Annotated in this window: 19 protein-coding genes; 9 read left to right on the top strand and 10 right to left on the bottom strand. The window is 73.4% G+C overall.

Annotated features, from left to right (window positions below):
• Positions 1-176 precede the first annotated feature (176 nt).
• The 5 genes from Q6349_RS06670 to Q6349_RS06650 all read left to right on the top strand — a co-directional run bounded on the left by Q6349_RS06670 (position 177) and on the right by Q6349_RS06650 (position 3,238).
• The gene (locus tag Q6349_RS06670) at positions 177-737 is read left to right on the top strand and encodes a hypothetical protein (protein ID WP_304603410.1); all 561 of its coding nucleotides are present in this window, start codon (positions 177-179) and stop codon (positions 735-737) included.
• Positions 738-765: 28 nt separating this feature from the next.
• The gene (locus Q6349_RS06665; protein ID WP_304603409.1) at positions 766-1,026 is read left to right on the top strand and encodes a hypothetical protein; all 261 of its coding nucleotides are present in this window, start codon (positions 766-768) and stop codon (positions 1,024-1,026) included.
• 108 nt (positions 1,027-1,134) lie between these two features.
• A complete protein-coding gene (locus Q6349_RS06660) occupies positions 1,135-1,572 on the top strand; it encodes a hypothetical protein (protein ID WP_304603408.1) in 438 nt (145 codons plus the stop codon).
• Positions 1,573-1,579: 7 nt separating this feature from the next.
• On the top strand, positions 1,580-2,509 hold the full coding sequence (locus Q6349_RS06655; RefSeq protein WP_304603407.1) for a CHAD domain-containing protein: 930 nt from the start codon (positions 1,580-1,582) through the stop codon (positions 2,507-2,509).
• 252 nt (positions 2,510-2,761) lie between these two features.
• Complete coding sequence (locus Q6349_RS06650; RefSeq protein ID WP_171247301.1) at positions 2,762-3,238, top strand: HNH endonuclease; 477 nt, start codon at positions 2,762-2,764, stop codon at positions 3,236-3,238.
• A 54-nt stretch (positions 3,239-3,292) separates the two neighbouring features.
• Here Q6349_RS06650 and Q6349_RS06645 read toward each other — a convergent pair whose 3' ends face one another.
• The 5 genes from Q6349_RS06645 to Q6349_RS06625 form a co-directional block, all read right to left on the bottom strand.
• On the bottom strand, positions 3,293-4,342 hold the full coding sequence (locus Q6349_RS06645) for a hypothetical protein (RefSeq protein WP_216077580.1): 1,050 nt from the start codon (positions 4,340-4,342) through the stop codon (positions 3,293-3,295).
• A gap of 83 nt (positions 4,343-4,425) precedes the next feature.
• On the bottom strand, positions 4,426-4,731 hold the full coding sequence (locus Q6349_RS06640; RefSeq protein ID WP_304603406.1) for a DUF3175 domain-containing protein: 306 nt from the start codon (positions 4,729-4,731) through the stop codon (positions 4,426-4,428).
• 60 nt (positions 4,732-4,791) lie between these two features.
• On the bottom strand, positions 4,792-5,196 hold the full coding sequence (locus tag Q6349_RS06635) for a DUF779 domain-containing protein (RefSeq protein ID WP_304603405.1): 405 nt from the start codon (positions 5,194-5,196) through the stop codon (positions 4,792-4,794).
• 15 nt (positions 5,197-5,211) lie between these two features.
• Complete coding sequence (locus tag Q6349_RS06630) at positions 5,212-6,735, bottom strand: aldehyde dehydrogenase family protein (protein WP_304603404.1); 1,524 nt, start codon at positions 6,733-6,735, stop codon at positions 5,212-5,214.
• 137 nt (positions 6,736-6,872) lie between these two features.
• The gene (locus tag Q6349_RS06625) at positions 6,873-8,156 is read right to left on the bottom strand and encodes a GAF domain-containing protein (protein ID WP_304603403.1); all 1,284 of its coding nucleotides are present in this window, start codon (positions 8,154-8,156) and stop codon (positions 6,873-6,875) included.
• A 182-nt stretch (positions 8,157-8,338) separates the two neighbouring features.
• On the opposite strand from Q6349_RS06625, the gene Q6349_RS06620 reads away from it, so the two are divergent.
• Genes Q6349_RS06620 through Q6349_RS06605 form a run of 4 tightly spaced genes read left to right on the top strand, consistent with a single transcriptional unit; the run spans position 8,339 to position 11,261 of the window.
• On the top strand, positions 8,339-9,244 hold the full coding sequence (locus Q6349_RS06620; protein ID WP_304603402.1) for a sulfurtransferase: 906 nt from the start codon (positions 8,339-8,341) through the stop codon (positions 9,242-9,244).
• 37 nt (positions 9,245-9,281) lie between these two features.
• Positions 9,282-9,728, top strand: coding sequence for a SufE family protein (locus Q6349_RS06615; RefSeq protein WP_171247307.1), 447 nt, complete (start codon positions 9,282-9,284; stop codon positions 9,726-9,728).
• 36 nt (positions 9,729-9,764) lie between these two features.
• The gene (locus tag Q6349_RS06610) at positions 9,765-10,874 is read left to right on the top strand and encodes a calcium/sodium antiporter (RefSeq protein ID WP_304603401.1); all 1,110 of its coding nucleotides are present in this window, start codon (positions 9,765-9,767) and stop codon (positions 10,872-10,874) included.
• 12 nt (positions 10,875-10,886) lie between these two features.
• The gene (locus Q6349_RS06605) at positions 10,887-11,261 is read left to right on the top strand and encodes a universal stress protein (RefSeq protein ID WP_171247309.1); all 375 of its coding nucleotides are present in this window, start codon (positions 10,887-10,889) and stop codon (positions 11,259-11,261) included.
• Positions 11,262-11,270: 9 nt separating this feature from the next.
• Here the strand turns inward: Q6349_RS06605 and Q6349_RS06600 are convergent, their stop codons facing one another.
• From Q6349_RS06600 to Q6349_RS06580, 5 genes are all read right to left on the bottom strand, one after another.
• Entirely contained in the window at positions 11,271-12,440 is a 1,170-nt protein-coding gene (locus Q6349_RS06600; protein ID WP_304603400.1) for a DUF2235 domain-containing protein, read from the bottom strand.
• A 115-nt stretch (positions 12,441-12,555) separates the two neighbouring features.
• Positions 12,556-13,317, bottom strand: a complete 762-nt coding sequence (locus tag Q6349_RS06595; RefSeq protein ID WP_304603399.1) for an amino acid ABC transporter ATP-binding protein — start codon at positions 13,315-13,317, stop codon at positions 12,556-12,558.
• Positions 13,314-14,195 carry an amino acid ABC transporter permease gene (locus Q6349_RS06590; protein WP_304603398.1) on the bottom strand — a complete coding sequence of 294 codons (882 nt, stop codon included), beginning with the start codon at positions 14,193-14,195 and terminating at the stop codon, positions 13,314-13,316. The genes Q6349_RS06595 and Q6349_RS06590 overlap by 4 nt, the downstream gene beginning before the upstream one ends.
• Before the next feature lie 13 nt (positions 14,196-14,208).
• A complete protein-coding gene (locus Q6349_RS06585; protein WP_304603397.1) occupies positions 14,209-15,075 on the bottom strand; it encodes a transporter substrate-binding domain-containing protein in 867 nt (288 codons plus the stop codon).
• 141 nt (positions 15,076-15,216) lie between these two features.
• The gene (locus Q6349_RS06580; RefSeq protein ID WP_171247314.1) at positions 15,217-15,714 is read right to left on the bottom strand and encodes a dsRBD fold-containing protein; all 498 of its coding nucleotides are present in this window, start codon (positions 15,712-15,714) and stop codon (positions 15,217-15,219) included.
• Between the last annotated feature and the right edge of the window lie 46 nt (positions 15,715-15,760).

Genomic DNA, 15,760 nt, shown 5'->3' with positions numbered 1-15,760 from the left:
CCATGTCGTATCCGATGACACGCGTCCAGGTTAGCATCGGAAGATTGCGGAACCGATGCTAAGGCGTTCGCGGGGTATCGGATTCGGCTCTGACGGACTTGCTGGCGCAGAGCCTCCAGGGCAGCAGCAGACGGGACGGCTTCGTACGGGGCCGTGATACCTCAGGCGAGGTCTGCATGGCTCCCTTGCGCGAGCCCGGGCACCGGGTCACCTCCGCCATCGTCCGGCGGTACGCGCCCCAGGGGGCCACGCATGGCCCTCACCCCGAGCAGCCTCAGCACCGCGCCGCGGCCGCCACCGCTGCCACCAGCGGGCGGCGCACCGTGCTCGTCGCCGGCATCGCCTTCGTCCTGGGCGCCGCCGTCGGGAGTGCCGCCACATGGTCCGCCCTCGGCGCCGAGGACGAACCGCCGTCGGCTGCCGCACCACCGCCCGCTGCGTCGGGCTCTCAGCTGTCGGCGGCCTACGACAGCTGCGGAGCCGTTGACGGCATCCGGCTCGAGGACGGCGGCACCACGCTCATGCTCGACGTCCAGGGCTCCGACGACTACTCCGGCGCCACGTTCGACGACCTCGCCTGCGTCCTGAGCGAGCTCGGGACACCGGCTCGCGTCACCGAGCTCATGGGTACCACCCGCGCGCTCGACGGGCATCAGAGCGACACCCGGGGCCGGTTCACGGCGACCTGGTCCTACCACCCCGATTCCGGCCTCGACCTGATCGTCGTCGAGGACTGAAGCCACCATCGACCGAAAGAGGATGACCATGTCCACCCCGTACCCGCAGGCGCCCGCGCCTGCACCTGCCGCGTCCGCCCCCTCCAACGGCCTGGCCGTCGCGGGCTTCGTCGTCAGCCTCGTGTCCCTGGTCCTGTGCCTGGTGCCGATCCTGAACAACGTGGTGTTCTTCACCGCGATCGTCGGCCTCGAGCGCTTGCTGCAGTCGAAGGTCTCGCTCTCCGGCGCGGTGGTGGTGCCCGAGCAGGTCACCGAGGAGGAGGTGGCCCGCGCGATGGGGCTCGCCTGACCGGTCGAGCCGTTCCACGGTCACCCCCAGCCTCTCCGGAAGATCCGGCGAGCACATGCCTGTGGACGACGGCGGCAGTGGTCCGTCCCGTGCGCGATCGTCACCGCCATGGACACCACGCCCACCCGTATCCGCCCCGGCGACCTCGTCCTCACCGACGACGACCGCCTCGCCCTCGCCTCGACCCTCGCCGCCGCCGCGCTCCCCCGCTCCCGCACGCTGTGCCTGTCGTGGATCCGCAGCGACGACCGCGCCACCGGTGTGCTGGTCCCCGTCCGCGAGGTCCCCGAGAAGCCGGACGTCGACGACGCCCGCCGGTTCGGCATGGTGATCGCCTCCGTGACCGAGCAGTCCGCGGCGGGCGGCAGCGTCGTCGCGGTCCTGTGCCGGCCCGGTGACGACACCATCACCGACGCGGACCGGGCCTGGAACGCCGCCCTGCGGGAGCAGGCCGCCACGCACGGATTCCGGCTGCACGGCTTGTTCGTCGGATCGGGCTCGGCGGTGCGTCCGCTCGCGATGGACGACGCCGGGTCATTAGCCTGACGGGATCATGGCACCTCCACACAGCGCCGATCCCGCCGGCGAGGTCTTCACCACGATCGTGGCCGAGCACGTCCGGCGCATCGAGCAGCGCCTCCCGCCCGCGCTCGCGGACGAGGACGACGCCGTCCACCGGCTGCGCACCGCGGTCCGCAGGCTGCGCACCGTGCTGGCCGTCTACCGTCCGGTGTTCGAGCGCAAGGAGGTGAAGCAGCTGCGCCGTCGCCTCGCCGAGCTGGGCGACGTGCTGGGCGAGGCGCGCGACCTGGAGGTGCGGCGGGCCGACGTCGAGTCGGTCGGCGCCGCGGCGAGCGTCTCGCGGGACGCCCGGGCGCGGCTGGTGGCGGAGCTCGACCGGGAGCACGCGGCTGCGCACGCCCGCTTCGTCGACTACGCCGGTGGGCTGCAGATGCGTGCGACGACGGCGGAGCTGATCCGCTGGGTCCGGGAGCCGCCGCGCGGGAAGGCTGCGGACCGACGGGCCGGCAAGGTCGCCCGCCAGCGGCTGCGCAAGGCCGTCGACCGGGTCGGCCGCGCCGCGGCCGACCTCGACCTGCAGGCCCTGGCCGAGGTCACCGTCGAGGACCTGGACGACCGGGCGGCGCTCGACGACCTGCTGGCTCGCGCCCACCGGCTGCGCAAGGCCGGACGGCGCCTCTCCCAGGGGGCCCGCGCGGTGACGCGCACCCCGACGAAGGTGCTGGGCTCGCGGGCGAAGGAGCTCGGCACGGCGGGCAAGACGCTGCAGTCGTCGCTCGGGGACCACCGCGACGCGCTGCTGCTCGCGCTCCTCGCCCGGGACCACGCGGCCGAGGCCGCGGCCCACGGTGAGGACCCCGCGCCGTACGACCGGCTCGCCCGCGCCGCGACACGGCGGGCCGCCGACGCCCTCGCCGATCTGCCCGACGCCGTCGACCGCCTGACGTCGGAGGCTCCCTAGCCGTACCGGTCGGCAGACGTCGTCGTTTTCCGCCCGAAACAGGATCTTCCGGGCCATCGTCAGGTCGATCCTGCCCAAAACTCTGGACTTCCCGGCCAGGCGCTCATATTTTTTCCGTGACAGGCGCCACAGACCGGCCTGTCCGGAGGTCCTGCCCGGATCGCCGCCGCACCCGACACCGACCCCTCGAGGAGCCGCCGAGAGCGCACCGGTCCACCGGCCCGTGCGCACCGCACCGGAAGGAGCAGGACCGTGGCCGACGTGCTGGTCCTCAACGCCGGCTACGAGCCGCTGCACCGCGTGTCGGTCAAGCACGCCATCACGATGCTGGTGCGCGGCGTCGCGGTGGTCGAGGAGTCCGTCGACGGGAGGTCCTTCGGCCCCTACCCGCTCCCCCGTGTCCTGCGGCTCGTGCGCTACGTGGCGATGCGATGGATCTACCGGGGCACCCGGCCGACCGTCACCAAGGACGGCGTCAAGCAGCGCGACGGCGAGTGCGCCTACTGCGGCGGGCCGGCCCAGACCGTGGACCACGTGATCCCGCGGTCGCGCGGCGGGGACAGCTCCTGGCTGAACCTCGTGGCGGCCTGCGAGGCCTGCAACCACCGCAAGGCGAACCGGACGCCGCTGGAGGCCGGGATGCCGCTGCGCCTCACCCCGCACGTCCCGGCGGCGGGTCGGCACGGGGTCGTCCGGCACCGCCAGCAGCTCCGGCCCCTGGCCGCCTGACCGGCCGGGCCGGCCCCCGTCGCGGGACGGAGGGCCGGCCGGGGTCGAGACCTGTCAGATCCCCGGGTGGGGCTCCCAGCGGGGGTCGTCGTCCGCGGGACGCGGCGCGTCGGTGGCCGAACCGGCCGTCAGCGCGTCATCACCGACCATCGAGATGGTGCCCGTGACGGGCTGCGGGACGGCGGGGCCGTCGGCGTCCAGGACCCGGGAGGCGACCACGGTGCTGCCGAAGTTCGCGTGGCAGTCGGTGCAGTACCACTCGGGCGTCGGCACCGGGACCTCGAAGCCGCCGTAGACGACGTCGGGCTCGGCGCTGACGACGTCCTCGGAGAAGGTCATGCCCCACACGATGCGCTTCGTCTTGCCGCGCATGCCGCAGCCGGGGCACTGCGGGCGCAGCCGGTTGCGCTGTGCGGTCACCGAGTGCTCGTGCATCAGCTCGTGGCAGTGGGAGCACAGCAGGTGCACGTCGCGGATGACCTGCTCCAGGGTGCGACCGCCGGCAGTGGTCGTCCCGAGCCGCACGGCGCCGTCGTCGTGCGCCTGCATCTCGCGCACGTCCACGAACTGCTCGCAGGTGGCGCAGCGCTCCTCGCGCCGCAGCGCCCACCCGGTCACCGCCCGGTGGCCGATGATGCGCAGCGCGTGCACGTCCGAGGCGGCCTCGCCGGCGCCGCAGTCGCCCGGGTCGATCGTGTGCACCGGACCGTCGTGGAACTGGTTGGCGACCCCGTCGAGGACGGCGCGGGCGTGCTCGGCCGGCAGCCAGCCGGAGGAGCCGATGTAGGCGTCGGCACCGTCGAAGAGGTCCGCCCACACGATCGGGCGGTCCGGGCCGAAGAGCTCGTCGGTCACCCAGGAGTCGCCGTCGGAGGCTCCCATGAGCTCGACCGCGGCGACGACCCCGGCCTCGCCGAGGACGGTCACCACGACGTCCCCGCGCTTGGGACCGTCGGGTCCCCCGGGCAGGTGGTGCTCGCGGGAACGCGTCGCGATGGCGACCGACTCGCGCAGCCAGTCCGTCGACCAGTTCAGGTACACGGACGGCACGAGCCACGCCGGGAGCGACGACACGGACGGGAGGGCCTCTGCTTCGGTGCTCACGGGGTGCAACATAGCGGGTCCGCACGGCCCGGCGACACCCCACCGGGCATCGGACCGATGCCCAGGTCAACGCCGCCGGACGGTCACTCCCGCCCGAAGGCGCGCCGGAGCTCGGTCTTGGCCTGCTCCAGCACCTCGCGGCGCTCGGGCGGCAGGTTGCGCCCGGCCCGGTTGAGGTAGAACGTCAGCATCGACATCGCCGAGGAGTAGGCCGACCCCTTGCGCCGGTCGCTGGCCTCGGCGGACCGCTTCAGCGACGCGGCGATCGCCGCGGGGTCGTCCAGGGTGAAGACGTCGTGCTCGAGGTCGAGGGCGTCGGAGTGGTCGGTGACGTCCTGCGACCACCGCTCGCCCCGGCCGTCGTGAGGGTCGTGCTCGTCCTGCGCCATGGGCACGACGCTAGGACGCCCGGGGCGACGACGCAGCCCCGGGCGCCCTGGCGCCGTGCCTCAGCGGCCCAGTGCCGTCAGCTCGGCGTCGGTCAGCAGCCGCGACCGGATGAGGAACCGCACGCCCTCCGGCGCCTCGACGCTGAACCCGGCTCCGCGGCCGGGCACCACGTCGATCGTCAGGTGGGTGTGGCTCCAGTACTCGAACTGCGCCCTGCTCATCCAGACCGGGACGGTGAAGGGTTCCTCCCCGTCGGACAGCGCCAGGTCGCCCAGGTGCACGTCGGCGTCCGAGGTGAGGAAGTCACCGGCCGGGTAGCACATGGGGCTCGAGCCGTCGCAGCAGCCACCGGACTGGTGGAACATCAGCTCGCCGTGCCGGCGCCGCAGCCGAGCCAGGAGCTCGGCCGCGGCGTCGGTGACGGCGACGCGCGCGGGGCCCTCGGGCCCGCCGGCGTCGGTCATCGATCCTCCTTCGGCCTAGAAGAAGCCGTCCCGCACGCCGGAGTAGCTGACGAGCAGGTTCTTCGTCTGCTGGTAGTGGTCGAGCATCATCTTGTGGTTCTCGCGCCCGACGCCGGAGCCCTTGTACCCGCCGAACGCGGCCGCGGCCGGGTAGGCGTGGTAGCAGTTCGTCCACACGCGGCCGGCCTCGATGTCGCGGCCGGCCCGGTAGGCCGTCGTGCCGTTGCGGGTCCAGACGCCGGCCCCGAGCCCGTAGAGGGTGTCGTTGGCGATCTTGATGGCGTCGTCGTAGTCGGCGAAGTCGGTGACCGAGACGACGGGACCGAAGATCTCCTCCTGGAAGATCCGCATCGAGTTCTTGCCCTCGAAGATCGTCGGCTGCACGTAGAAGCCGCCGGACAGGTCCCCGCCCAGGTCGGCGCGCGCCCCGCCGGTGAGTACCTTGGCGCCCTCGGCCTGGCCGATGTCGATGTAGGACAGGATCTTCTCGAGCTGGTCGTTGCTGGCCTGGGCACCGATCATCGTCTCGGTGTCCAGCGGGTTGCCCTGGACGGCCGCCTCGGTGCGCTTGAGCGCGTCGCCGAGGAACTGGTCGTAGATGTCGGACTGGATGAGCGCCCGGGACGGGCAGGTGCAGACCTCGCCCTGGTTGAACGCGAACATCGTGAAGCCCTCGAGGGCCTTGTCGTAGAAGTCGTCCTGGGCCGAGGCGACGTCGGAGAAGAACACGTTCGGGCTCTTGCCGCCGAGCTCGAGCGTCACCGGGATGATGTTGGCCGAGGCGTACTGCATGATCAGGCGGCCCGTCGTCGTCTCGCCGGTGAAGGCGATCTTGCGGATCCGCGACGAGGACGCGAGCGGCTTGCCCGCCTCGACGCCGAACCCGTTGACGACGTTGACGACGCCCGGCGGCAGCAGGTCGCCGATGATGTCCATCAGGTACAGGATCGAGGCCGGGGTCTGCTCGGCCGGCTTGAGCACGACGGCGTTGCCCGCCGCGAGCGCCGGGGCCAGCTTCCACACGGCCATGAGGATCGGGAAGTTCCACGGGATGATCTGCCCGACGACGCCGAGCGGCTCGTGGAAGTGGTAGGCGATGGTGTCGCCGTCGATCTCGGAGATCGACCCCTCCTGGGCCCGGATCGCGCCGGCGAAGTACCGGAAGTGGTCGACGGCCAGGGGGATGTCGGCACCGAGCGTCTCGCGCACGGCCTTGCCGTTCTCCCAGCTCTCGGCCACGGCGATCTTCTCGACGTTGGCCTCGATGCGGTCGGCGATGGCGTTGAGGATGTTCGCCCGCTCGGTCACGGACGTGCGGCCCCAGGCGGGGGCGGCGCCGTGCGCGGCGTCCAGGGCGCGCTCGATGTCCTCGGCGTTGCCGCGCGCGACCTCGCAGAAGGTCTGTCCGGTGACGGGGGTGGGGTTCTCGAAGTACTCCCCGCTCGCCGGGGGGACGTACTCGCCGCCGATCCAGTGGTCGTAGCGGCTGCGGTACTCCACGATCGACCCGGGCTGTCCCGGTGCCGTGTAGACGGTCATGGCGTCCTGCCTCCTCGCAGTGCTCACCGCACCACCCGCGTCCGGTGGACGGGATGATGACGACGCGTCGTCGCGTCGTGCCGGCGACGTTAGGCGGCGAGCGTTGCAGCGGCGTTGCAGGTGTCGGTCGGCGCCGCTCAGCGCAGGCCGGCGTCGACGACGGCGAGGTGGGCACGCGCCCGGGCCCACCGGGGACCGCCCTGGTCGGACCGCGCCACGAGCTGCTGCCAGGCCTCCACGTCCTCGGCACCGTCGTCCGTGCGGGTCCACACGTCCAGGACGTCCGGGTCGCCGTCGGCCAGGACCGCCGAGCGCATCTCGGCGGCCAGCTCGTCACGCATCCGCTCGACGCCGGGGGCGAAGGACCGCGGCAGCAGCGGAGCGGTGTAGGCCCGCACCGCACCGGCCACGTCACCGGCGGCGAGCAGGTCGCGGACGGCGTCGACGTCGCTGCGCACCTGGGCGGCGAGCCGGTAGGGCCGCGACCCGGTCACCACCGACCCGGCCGAGCGGCGCAGCCGGGAGATCTCGGCGCGGACCGTCACCTCGGACAGCTCGCCGGGGTGCAGCAGCACCGCGAGCTCCTCCGCGGTGAGGCCGCGCGGGTGCGCGCCGAGGAGCGCGAGGATCTCGGCGTGCCGTCCGGAGAGCCGGCGCTCGCCGTCCGGGGACCGCCAGGCGGGCGTGCCGAGCAGCCGCAGGGCGGGGTGGGTGTCGCCGGCCGCGTCCCGGGCACCTGCGGCCCGTGCCGCGAGCTCCCGCTCGAGGCTGGCGACGGTGGCGCGCACCAGGGACAGCGCGACGTGCGAGCCGGCGGCCCGTCCACCGGTGACGTCGAGGACCCCGAGGACACGGCCGTCGGGATCCTGGATCGGGGCGGCCGCGCAGTTGAGCTGCTGCACCGGCCGCGAGAAGTGCTCCGCCCCCAGCACCTGCACCGGCCGCCGGGTGGCCAGCGCCGTGCCCGGGGCGTTGGTCCCGACGTTCTCCTCGCGCCAGACGGCACCGGCGACGAATCCGACCCGCTCGGCGGCACCGCGGGTGCGCAGGTCCCCCTCGACCCACAGCAGGCGTCCCGCGTCGTCGGACACGGCCACGACGAGCCCGTCGTCGCGAGCGGCGTCGACGACGAGGTCGCGCACGACGGGCATGAGGTCGTGCAGGGGGTGCGCCGCACGGTAGGCGTCGAGCTCGTCGGGCGACAGCCCGCTCGTGGTGCGCGGCGTGTCGGGGTCGACGCCGCAGGAGCGGCTGCGGCGCCAGGAGGCGGCGACGAGGGGGTCGAGCCCGGGCGGCACGGCGCCGGTGTCGAGGAACGCGTCGTGGGCGCTGCGCACGGAACGCCGGTCGCGCCGGACGGGGACGGCGGGCGACAGCGCATGCGCGAGGTCGCCGTGCGGGGTGCTGGGTCGATGCCCCATGGAGCCTCCGACGTCGTCGTCCGGTGGTGCACCACAGTGTAGGGCGGCGTCGCGTCCGGGGTGTCCCGAGCGCACGGACCAGCCATCTCACATGCTGGTCCCGCATCGTGGAACCGCGGTGTCGGGGCTGGTCGCCCGCGGCCTAGGGTGGCTCCCGGACCACGCCGCACCAGGAGGAGATCATGCCCGCACCGCTCGACCCCACCCCGCGACTGCAGGAGTACGCGCACCCGGAGCGCCTCGTCACCACCGAGTGGCTGGCCGCGCACCGGGACGACCCGGGCCTCGTCGTCGTGGAGTCCGACGAGGACGTCCTGCTCTACGAGACCGGCCACATCCCCGGCGCCGTCAAGGTCGACTGGCACACCGACCTGCTGCTGCCCGTCGAGCGCGACTACCTGGACGGCCCGGGTTTCGCCGACCTGCTCGGCTCCCGGGGCATCGCCCGCGACACCACGATCGTGCTGTACGGCGACAAGAACAACTGGTGGGCCGCCTACACGGCCTGGGTGTTCACCCTGTTCGGCCACGAGGACGTCCGCCTCCTCGACGGCGGGCGCAACCTCTGGGTGGCCGAGGGCCGCGAGCTGACCACCGACGCCCCCGCCCCGACGCCGGTCGACTACCCGGTCGTCGAGCGCGACGACACCACCTTCCGCGCCTTCCGCGAGGACGTGCTCGACCACCTGGGCAAGGGCCCCCTCGTGGACATCCGCTCCCCGCAGGAGTTCACCGGCGAGCGGCTGCACATCCCGGACTACCCGGAGGAGGGCGTGCTGCGCGGCGGTCACATCCCCACCGCTCACAACGTCCCGTGGGCCACGGCGGTGGCCGAGGACGGCACCTACAAGCCGCGGGCCGAGCTGGAGGCCATCTACCAGCAGGGCGGCCTGGGCATCACGGACGACGACCGGGTCGTCACGTACTGCCGCATCGGGGAGCGGTCCAGCCACACCTGGTTCGCGCTGCACTTCCTGCTCGGCATCCCCGACGTGCGCAACTACGACGGTTCCTGGACCGAGTGGGGCAACGCCGTGCGCGTGCCCATCGCGGCCGGCGCGGAGCCCGGCGAGGCGCCGGCCCGCTGAACCCCGGACCCGACGCGACGTGAGAGACGATGGACCCATGACCGACGACGCCCCCGCGCTGCCCGACCAGCTGGCCGAGATCCGGGAGGACTTCCTGGCCCTGACCGAGTCCGAGCGGCTGCAGCTCCTGCTGGAGTTCTCCCGCGAGCTGCCGCCCCTGCCCGCCCGGTACGCGGACTCCCCCGCCCTGCTGGAGAAGGTGGAGGAGTGCCAGTCCCCGGTGCACGCCTTCGCCGAGGTCGACGGCGACGTCGTGCACTTCTACGCGACCGCGCCCGAGGAGGCCCCAACCACCCGGGGCTTCGCCTCGATCCTGGCCCAGGGGCTGTCCGGGCTGACCACCCGTGAGGTGCTGGACGTCCCCGAGGACTTCCCGCTGCAGCTCGGCCTCACCCGGGCGGTCTCGGCCCTGCGGCTCAACGGCATGGCCGGCATGCTCACCCGGGCGAAGCGCCAGGTGGTCGAGCAGCTCGCCGCCGCCTGACCGCCGGTGGTGGCGGCCCGCCCGTAGCCTTGTCGCGTGAGCCTCACCAGCGTCCTGCTCCTGCTCGCCGGGTTCGTGCTGCTCGTCGGGGGTGGCGAGGCCCTCGTCCGCGGCGCGGCGTCGCTGGCGCGGACCCTGGGGATGTCCGCCCTCGTGGTGGGCCTGACCGTCGTGTCCTTCGCGACCTCGAGCCCGGAGCTCGCCGTCAGCGCCGGCTCCGCGCTGTCCGGCTCCCCCGGGCTGGCGGTCGGCAACGTCGTGGGCAGCAACATCGCCAACATCCTGCTCGTCCTCGGGGTGGCGGCGATCGTCGTCCCGCTCACGGTCACGAACCGCCTGGTGCGCACGGACATCCCCGTGATGGTCGGGATGTCCGTGCTCGCCCTCGTGCTCGCGCTCGACGGCACCATCAGCACGACCGACGGCGTCCTCCTGCTGGGTCTCCTGGCCGCCTACCTGGCCGTCACCACGATCGTCGCCCGGCGCACGGAGACGGTCACCACCGTCCCGGAGGCCGACGAGGACGGCGGGGCCCTGGGCCGCCTGCGCACGACCCGCGCCCGCTCGGTCGGGATCGACGTCGCCCTCGTGGTCGTCGGGGTGGCCCTGCTCGTCGGCGGCGCCCGGTTCCTGGTGGACGGCGCCACCCGGATCGCCTCCGCGTTCGGCGTGAGCGACCTCGTGATCGGCCTGACCGTCGTCGCGGTCGGCACGTCGTTGCCGGAGCTCGCCACGAGCGTCATCGCCGTGCGGCGCGGCGAACGGGACATGGCCGTGGGGAACATCGTGGGCAGCAACATCTTCAACATCGGCGCCGTGCTCGGTCTCACCGCCGTCATCGCCCCGGGCGGGATCGACGTCGACCCCGCCGCCGTGAACCTCGACCTGCCCGTCATGGTGGCCGTCGCGCTGGTGCTCCTGCCCATCGCGTTCACCGGGCAGGCGATCGTGCGCTGGGAGGGCGTCCTCCTGGTCGTCCTGTACGTCGCCTACCTGGCCTACGTGCTGCTCGCCGCGACCGACCACGACGCCCAGGAGCCGTTCGGCGGCGCGCTGTTCGGGTTCGTCCTGCCGGTCACCGCGGTCTGGCTCGTCGCCCTGACGGCCTACGAGCTGGGTCTGCGACGCGGCCGGCGCGAGGTGTGACACAGTGGGCCCATGACGGTGCTCGTGGCCTATCGCGCCTGCCCGCACGGCGAGGCGGCAGTCCGGACCGCGCTGGAGGAGTCGCGTCGACGCGACCTGCCGCTGCGGGTGCTCGTGCTCGACGCCCAGGATCCCGGTGACGGCCCGTCGGCCGAGCTCTCCGCGATCCTCGGGGACACGGACGCCGCGATCAGCTACCGCGACGAGGACACCGAACCCGCGGACGCCATCCTCGACACCGCCGACGAGGTCGGGGCCGACCTCGTCGTGGTGGGGTCGCGCAAGCGGTCCAGCCACGGCACGTTCCTCATGGGCACCACGACGCAGCGGGTGCTGCTGGACGCCTCGGTGCCGGTCCTCGTGGTCAAGGACGCCTACGACTCCTGACCGGGACGCTCACCGCACCGTCAGGTGACGCTCGTCCTCGTGCAGCGCCGCGAGGGGCACGACCGGCAGCTTGTCCACCCCTCCGCAGTCGTCGATCCACTGCTGCAGGTTCGGAGCATGCTCGGCGTACCGGTCACGTGCGACGTAGCGCACGAGCGGCTCGGCGACGCACACCCCGTCGCCCCAGACCTCGCCGTCACGCCGGGCGAGCACCCGCAGGCCGTGCCGGAACACCTCGCGGCCGTCCACGACCCCGCTGCCCGGCCGCAGGCGCTTGACCCGGTTGATCAGCCGGAACAGCACCCGGGGCCGGACGTCCACGACCAGCTCCTCCTGGTGCGCCACCTGCTGCTTCCACAGGTCCTCGTCGATCGCGACGCCGACCTCGCGCAGCTCGCCCACCATCCACTCCAGCGCGACGTCGGACAGCCCGGAGCGCGGTCCCCCGCCGCCGACGTCGCCGTGCCCGCCCGGGAACCACACCTGCCGGACCCGGCCCTCGGGGCTGTCGCCCGGCACGGTCCACAGGCACGGCGAGTAGGACAACCGGCGTTCGTCCACCGAGAGCGCCTGGCGGGCCACCTGGACGCTTTCACCGAGCTTCACGTCGTGGAACCGGTAGCGGCGGCGCGTCAGCCCGGGGACGCCCAGCGTGCCGACGGTGTCGAAGACTCCGAGGAACCGCACCGGCCCCCGCGGGTCCCTCGGGTGGGAGTTCTCGGCCCGGAACCTGTCCCGCCGCTCCTGCCGTGCGGCGCGCGCGGCGTCGTCGTCGGCCGGCTCGCGGTAGAGGTCCGCGGCGTCGTGCAGCCGGCCGGCCACGAGCGCCTCGCGCGTCAGCAGGCCCACCGCCCCCACCATGCCGACGACGCTGCGCGCGGTGTACGCGCCCCGCGAGTAGCCGAGCACCACGATCTCGTCGCCGGGGTCGTAGTTCATGGCCAGGAACCGGTAGCCGTCGACGACGTTGTGGGTCAGGCCCGACCCGAACGCGCCACCGAGCACCTTGTCGAACAGGTACCCCTGCGAGCCGACACCGCCGACGTACTCGACCATCTGCACGACGCCGTCGTCGACCGCGCCCCGGCGCAGGACCCGGGCGATCTTCTCGATGTTCGACACGTACTGGTTGGCGGCATGGTTCCACGTGCCGTCGCAGCACAGGATCAGGCGCTTCATCGTCACCACGTCCCCTCGCCGACGGAGGGCGTCGCGCGACGCCCCACTGCCTCTCCAGAGCGTCGCGCGACCTCGGGTGATACGCACGCGGTCGGCCCGGCGCAGCCGGCGCGGCTCAGCGCAGCCGGCGCAGGAACTCCCGGGTCCGGTCCCGCTGCGGGTCGTCCAGGACCTGGGCGGGCGTGCCGCGCTCGTGCACCCGGCCGTCGTGCAGGAACACGACCTCGTCGGCGACCTCGCGGGCGAAGTCCATCTCGTGGGTCGCGACGAGCATCGTGGTGCCCTCGGCGCGCAGCTCCAGCAGCAGGTCCAGGACCTCCCCGACCAGCTCCGGGTCCAGGGCCGAGGTGACCTCGTCCAGCAGCAGCAGCTCCGGGCCGCCGGCCAGCGCCCGCGCGATCGCGGCGCGCTGCTGCTCCCCGCCGGAGAGCTGGTCGGGGTACCCGCGCGCCTTGTCCGCCAGCCCGACCTTGGCCAGCAGCGCCCGGCCGGCCTCCTCGGCCTCGCCCCGCGGACGGCGGTGCACGAGGCGGGGGGCCAGGGTGACGTTGTCCAGGACGGACAGGTGCGGGAACAGGTTGTACTGCTGGAAGACCATCGCGAGCCGGGCCCGGACGGCGTCGGCGTCGACCCACGGGTCGGCCACGTCGACCCCGTCGAGGAGCACCTGACCGTCGTCGACCTCCTCGAGCAGGTCGACCACGCGCAGCAGCGTCGACTTGCCCGAGCCCGAGGACCCCACCAGGACGACGCACTGGTGCTCGCCCACGTCCAGGTCGATGCCGTCCAGGACCGTCCTGCGCCCGGCCCGGCGGCCCGGTCCCGCGGGGAACGACTTGCGCACCTCACGCAGGCTCAGCAGCGGCGGTGCGGTCACCGGACCACCCCCGCACCGCTGACGCCGCGGAGCGAGCCGCGCCAGCCCTGCCGGGCCGACCAGGCGTCGACGAGCCGGGTCAGCGGGATCGAGATCAGCAGGAACAGCACGCCGGCCACCACGTACGGGGTGAAGTTGTAGTCGCCGGTGGTGGCGATCTGGGCGGCCCGGATCGCGTCGACCGCCCCGAGGATCGAGATCAGGCCGGAGTCCTTCTGCAGGGACACCAGCATGCTCGCCACCGGCGCCGACACGTTCCGCACCGCCTGCGGCAGCACGACCTTGCGCACCGCCTGGCCACGGGTGAGCCCGAGGGAGCGCGCGGCGGCGACCTGGGAGGGGTGCACGGACTCGATCCCCGCGCGGAAGATCTCGGCGAGGTACGCCGTGTACGTCAGGAGGATCGCCAGACCGCCGAGGAACGCCGCGCTCACCGGCAGCCACTCCAGCCGCAGGGCGGGCAGCCCGAAACCGACCAGCAGCAGCACCAGCAGCACCGGCACCCCGCGGAAGACGTCGACGTACAGCACGGTGAACACCCGCAGCGGGAACAGCGCCGGCAGCCGGGAGGTGCGCACGACCGCCAGCAGCAGGCCGACGGTCAGGCCCACCACGGAGGCCGCGACCCACACCCGCAGGTTGAGCCACAGCCCCTCGGCGACCTCGGGCAGGACCTCCCAGGCGCGCTCCGGGGAGAAGAACGCCTCCCGGGCCCGCTCCCAGCCGGGAGCGGTGGTGACGACCGCGACGACGGCGACGAGCACGATCGCCGTCGCCGTCCCGGCGACCAGCAGGGCGCGCCGGTGCTGGGCCCGGCGGTACTCCGCCCGGGCCCGGGCACGCTCCGACAGGGCCGGGCCGTCCGTCGCTCCGGTCATCGCCGTCGCGCGGTCAGGACAGCTCGGGGACGTCGTCCGACTTCAGCCACTCGGTGCGCAGCTCGTCGAGGGTGCCGTCGGCCTCCAGGGCGTCCACGGCCTGCGAGACGCACTCGGTCAGCTCCGAGTCCTTGTCGAGCACGAGGCCGAGCTGCTCCGGCTCGCCGACGTCCGGCAGCGTGCCCACGACCTGGGTGTCCGGGAAGTACACCGTCGAGGCCGCCACGCCCTGGTCGACGTCCATCACCATCGCGTCGATGGTGCCCGAGGTCAGCGCGGTCATGCCGTCCCCGGCGGCGTTGAAGGGGGTGATCTCCACCGCGTCGCCCCAGGCGGACTCCGCGGCGTCCAGCGAGGTCTGCGCGGCGGTGACGCCGATGCGGGCGCCCTCCAGGTCCGCGAGGCTCGTGGCGTCGGCGTAGTCACCGTCGTCGGCCACGATCACGCCCTGGTGGCTGGTCAGGTACGGGCTGGAGAAGTCCACGGCCTCCGCCCGCTCCTCGGTGATGGTGGTCTGGTAGGCGGCGAGGTCGAACGGCTTGATCGCCGGGGAGATGATCTGCTCGAACGTCACCGTCTCCCACTCGACGTCCTCGGCCGCGTACCCCAGCTCCTCGGCGACGGCGTAGACCAGGGCCGACTCGAAGCCCTCGCCGCTGGTGGGCTCGCCGACGTACCACGGCTCGAACGGCTCGCCGGCACCGACGGTGAGGGTGCCCTCGGTGAGCGTCGGCAGGTCGCCCGCGGCGCAGGCCTCGGACGCGGACGGCGTGGCGCTCGCTGCGTCGTCCGCACCACCGTCGTCGGCGGTGGAGCAGGCCGTCAGCCCGAGCAGCACGGCGGGCGCGAGGGCGACGGCAAGAACGGGACGGGTTCGCACGGGTGGGTCCTCCTGGTCGGGACGACGGCGCGGATCACCGTCGAGAGCCGCACCGAGCCTATGCGCGCGGCGGCGGCCGGAACACCGCGCGGCACTGTGCGTCCGGTCACCCCCGCCGGCCGGTCCCGCCCGGCCGTCCGCTCAGTCGTGCACGTGGGCCGGCACGCCGGTGGAGGCGGTGATGTCCTCCTCCGCCTGCCCGAGCAGGGCGTCGGCGAGACGCCGCAGCGCACGCCCGGCGGCCACCTCGTCGCCGATGACCGGGATCTCCGTGTCGTGGGGATCCTTGCGGGCGTGCCCGACGGACCGCAACGGGCCGACGTCGGCGTGCTCGACCGGGCCGGCCACCAGCACCGCCTCCGCCGTCGTGCTGCCCGACGCCTCCACCAGCGACAGCTGGACGGTCCAGGTGGCGGCGCGCGCAGGGCGGGCCGTCTCGTCCGCGGCCCCGGCGTCGCCGTGCTGCACGAGCGAGTCCGGCCCGGGATAGACCAAGGACTCCTCCTCCGTGTCCGACCACCTCACCGTGTAGGGCGGGGACCCGTCGTCGTGGTGGAGCTCCGTGACGACGCCGTCACGGACCGCACCTCCCACCACGCCGGACGCGGTGATGATCCTGTCCCCCACCGAGGCCTTCATGCTCCTCGCCTCCGTCTCCCCGTCGAGCCACGGAACCTGTCCCTCC

The organism is Isoptericola sp. 178 (genome assembly GCF_030586525.1).
Lineage (GTDB): Bacteria > Actinomycetota > Actinomycetes > Actinomycetales > Cellulomonadaceae > Isoptericola > Isoptericola sediminis.
This window is presented reverse-complemented; position numbering and strand designations above follow the sequence as displayed.

Coding starts and splice junctions, on each gene's coding strand:
- Q6349_RS06670 (WP_304603410.1), top strand. CDS start 177: ATGGCTCCCTTGCGCGAGCCCGGGCACCGGGTCACCTCCGCCATCGTC.
- Q6349_RS06665 (WP_304603409.1), top strand. CDS start 766: ATGTCCACCCCGTACCCGCAGGCGCCCGCGCCTGCACCTGCCGCGTCC.
- Q6349_RS06660 (WP_304603408.1), top strand. CDS start 1,135: ATGGACACCACGCCCACCCGTATCCGCCCCGGCGACCTCGTCCTCACC.
- Q6349_RS06655 (WP_304603407.1), top strand. CDS start 1,580: ATGGCACCTCCACACAGCGCCGATCCCGCCGGCGAGGTCTTCACCACG.
- Q6349_RS06640 (WP_304603406.1), bottom strand. CDS start 4,731: ATGGCGCAGGACGAGCACGACCCTCACGACGGCCGGGGCGAGCGGTGG.
- Q6349_RS06635 (WP_304603405.1), bottom strand. CDS start 5,196: ATGACCGACGCCGGCGGGCCCGAGGGCCCCGCGCGCGTCGCCGTCACC.
- Q6349_RS06630 (WP_304603404.1), bottom strand. CDS start 6,735: ATGACCGTCTACACGGCACCGGGACAGCCCGGGTCGATCGTGGAGTAC.
- Q6349_RS06625 (WP_304603403.1), bottom strand. CDS start 8,156: ATGGGGCATCGACCCAGCACCCCGCACGGCGACCTCGCGCATGCGCTG.
- Q6349_RS06620 (WP_304603402.1), top strand. CDS start 8,339: ATGCCCGCACCGCTCGACCCCACCCCGCGACTGCAGGAGTACGCGCAC.
- Q6349_RS06615 (WP_171247307.1), top strand. CDS start 9,282: ATGACCGACGACGCCCCCGCGCTGCCCGACCAGCTGGCCGAGATCCGG.
- Q6349_RS06605 (WP_171247309.1), top strand. CDS start 10,887: ATGACGGTGCTCGTGGCCTATCGCGCCTGCCCGCACGGCGAGGCGGCA.
- Q6349_RS06600 (WP_304603400.1), bottom strand. CDS start 12,440: ATGAAGCGCCTGATCCTGTGCTGCGACGGCACGTGGAACCATGCCGCC.
- Q6349_RS06590 (WP_304603398.1), bottom strand. CDS start 14,195: ATGACCGGAGCGACGGACGGCCCGGCCCTGTCGGAGCGTGCCCGGGCC.
- Q6349_RS06580 (WP_171247314.1), bottom strand. CDS start 15,714: ATGAAGGCCTCGGTGGGGGACAGGATCATCACCGCGTCCGGCGTGGTG.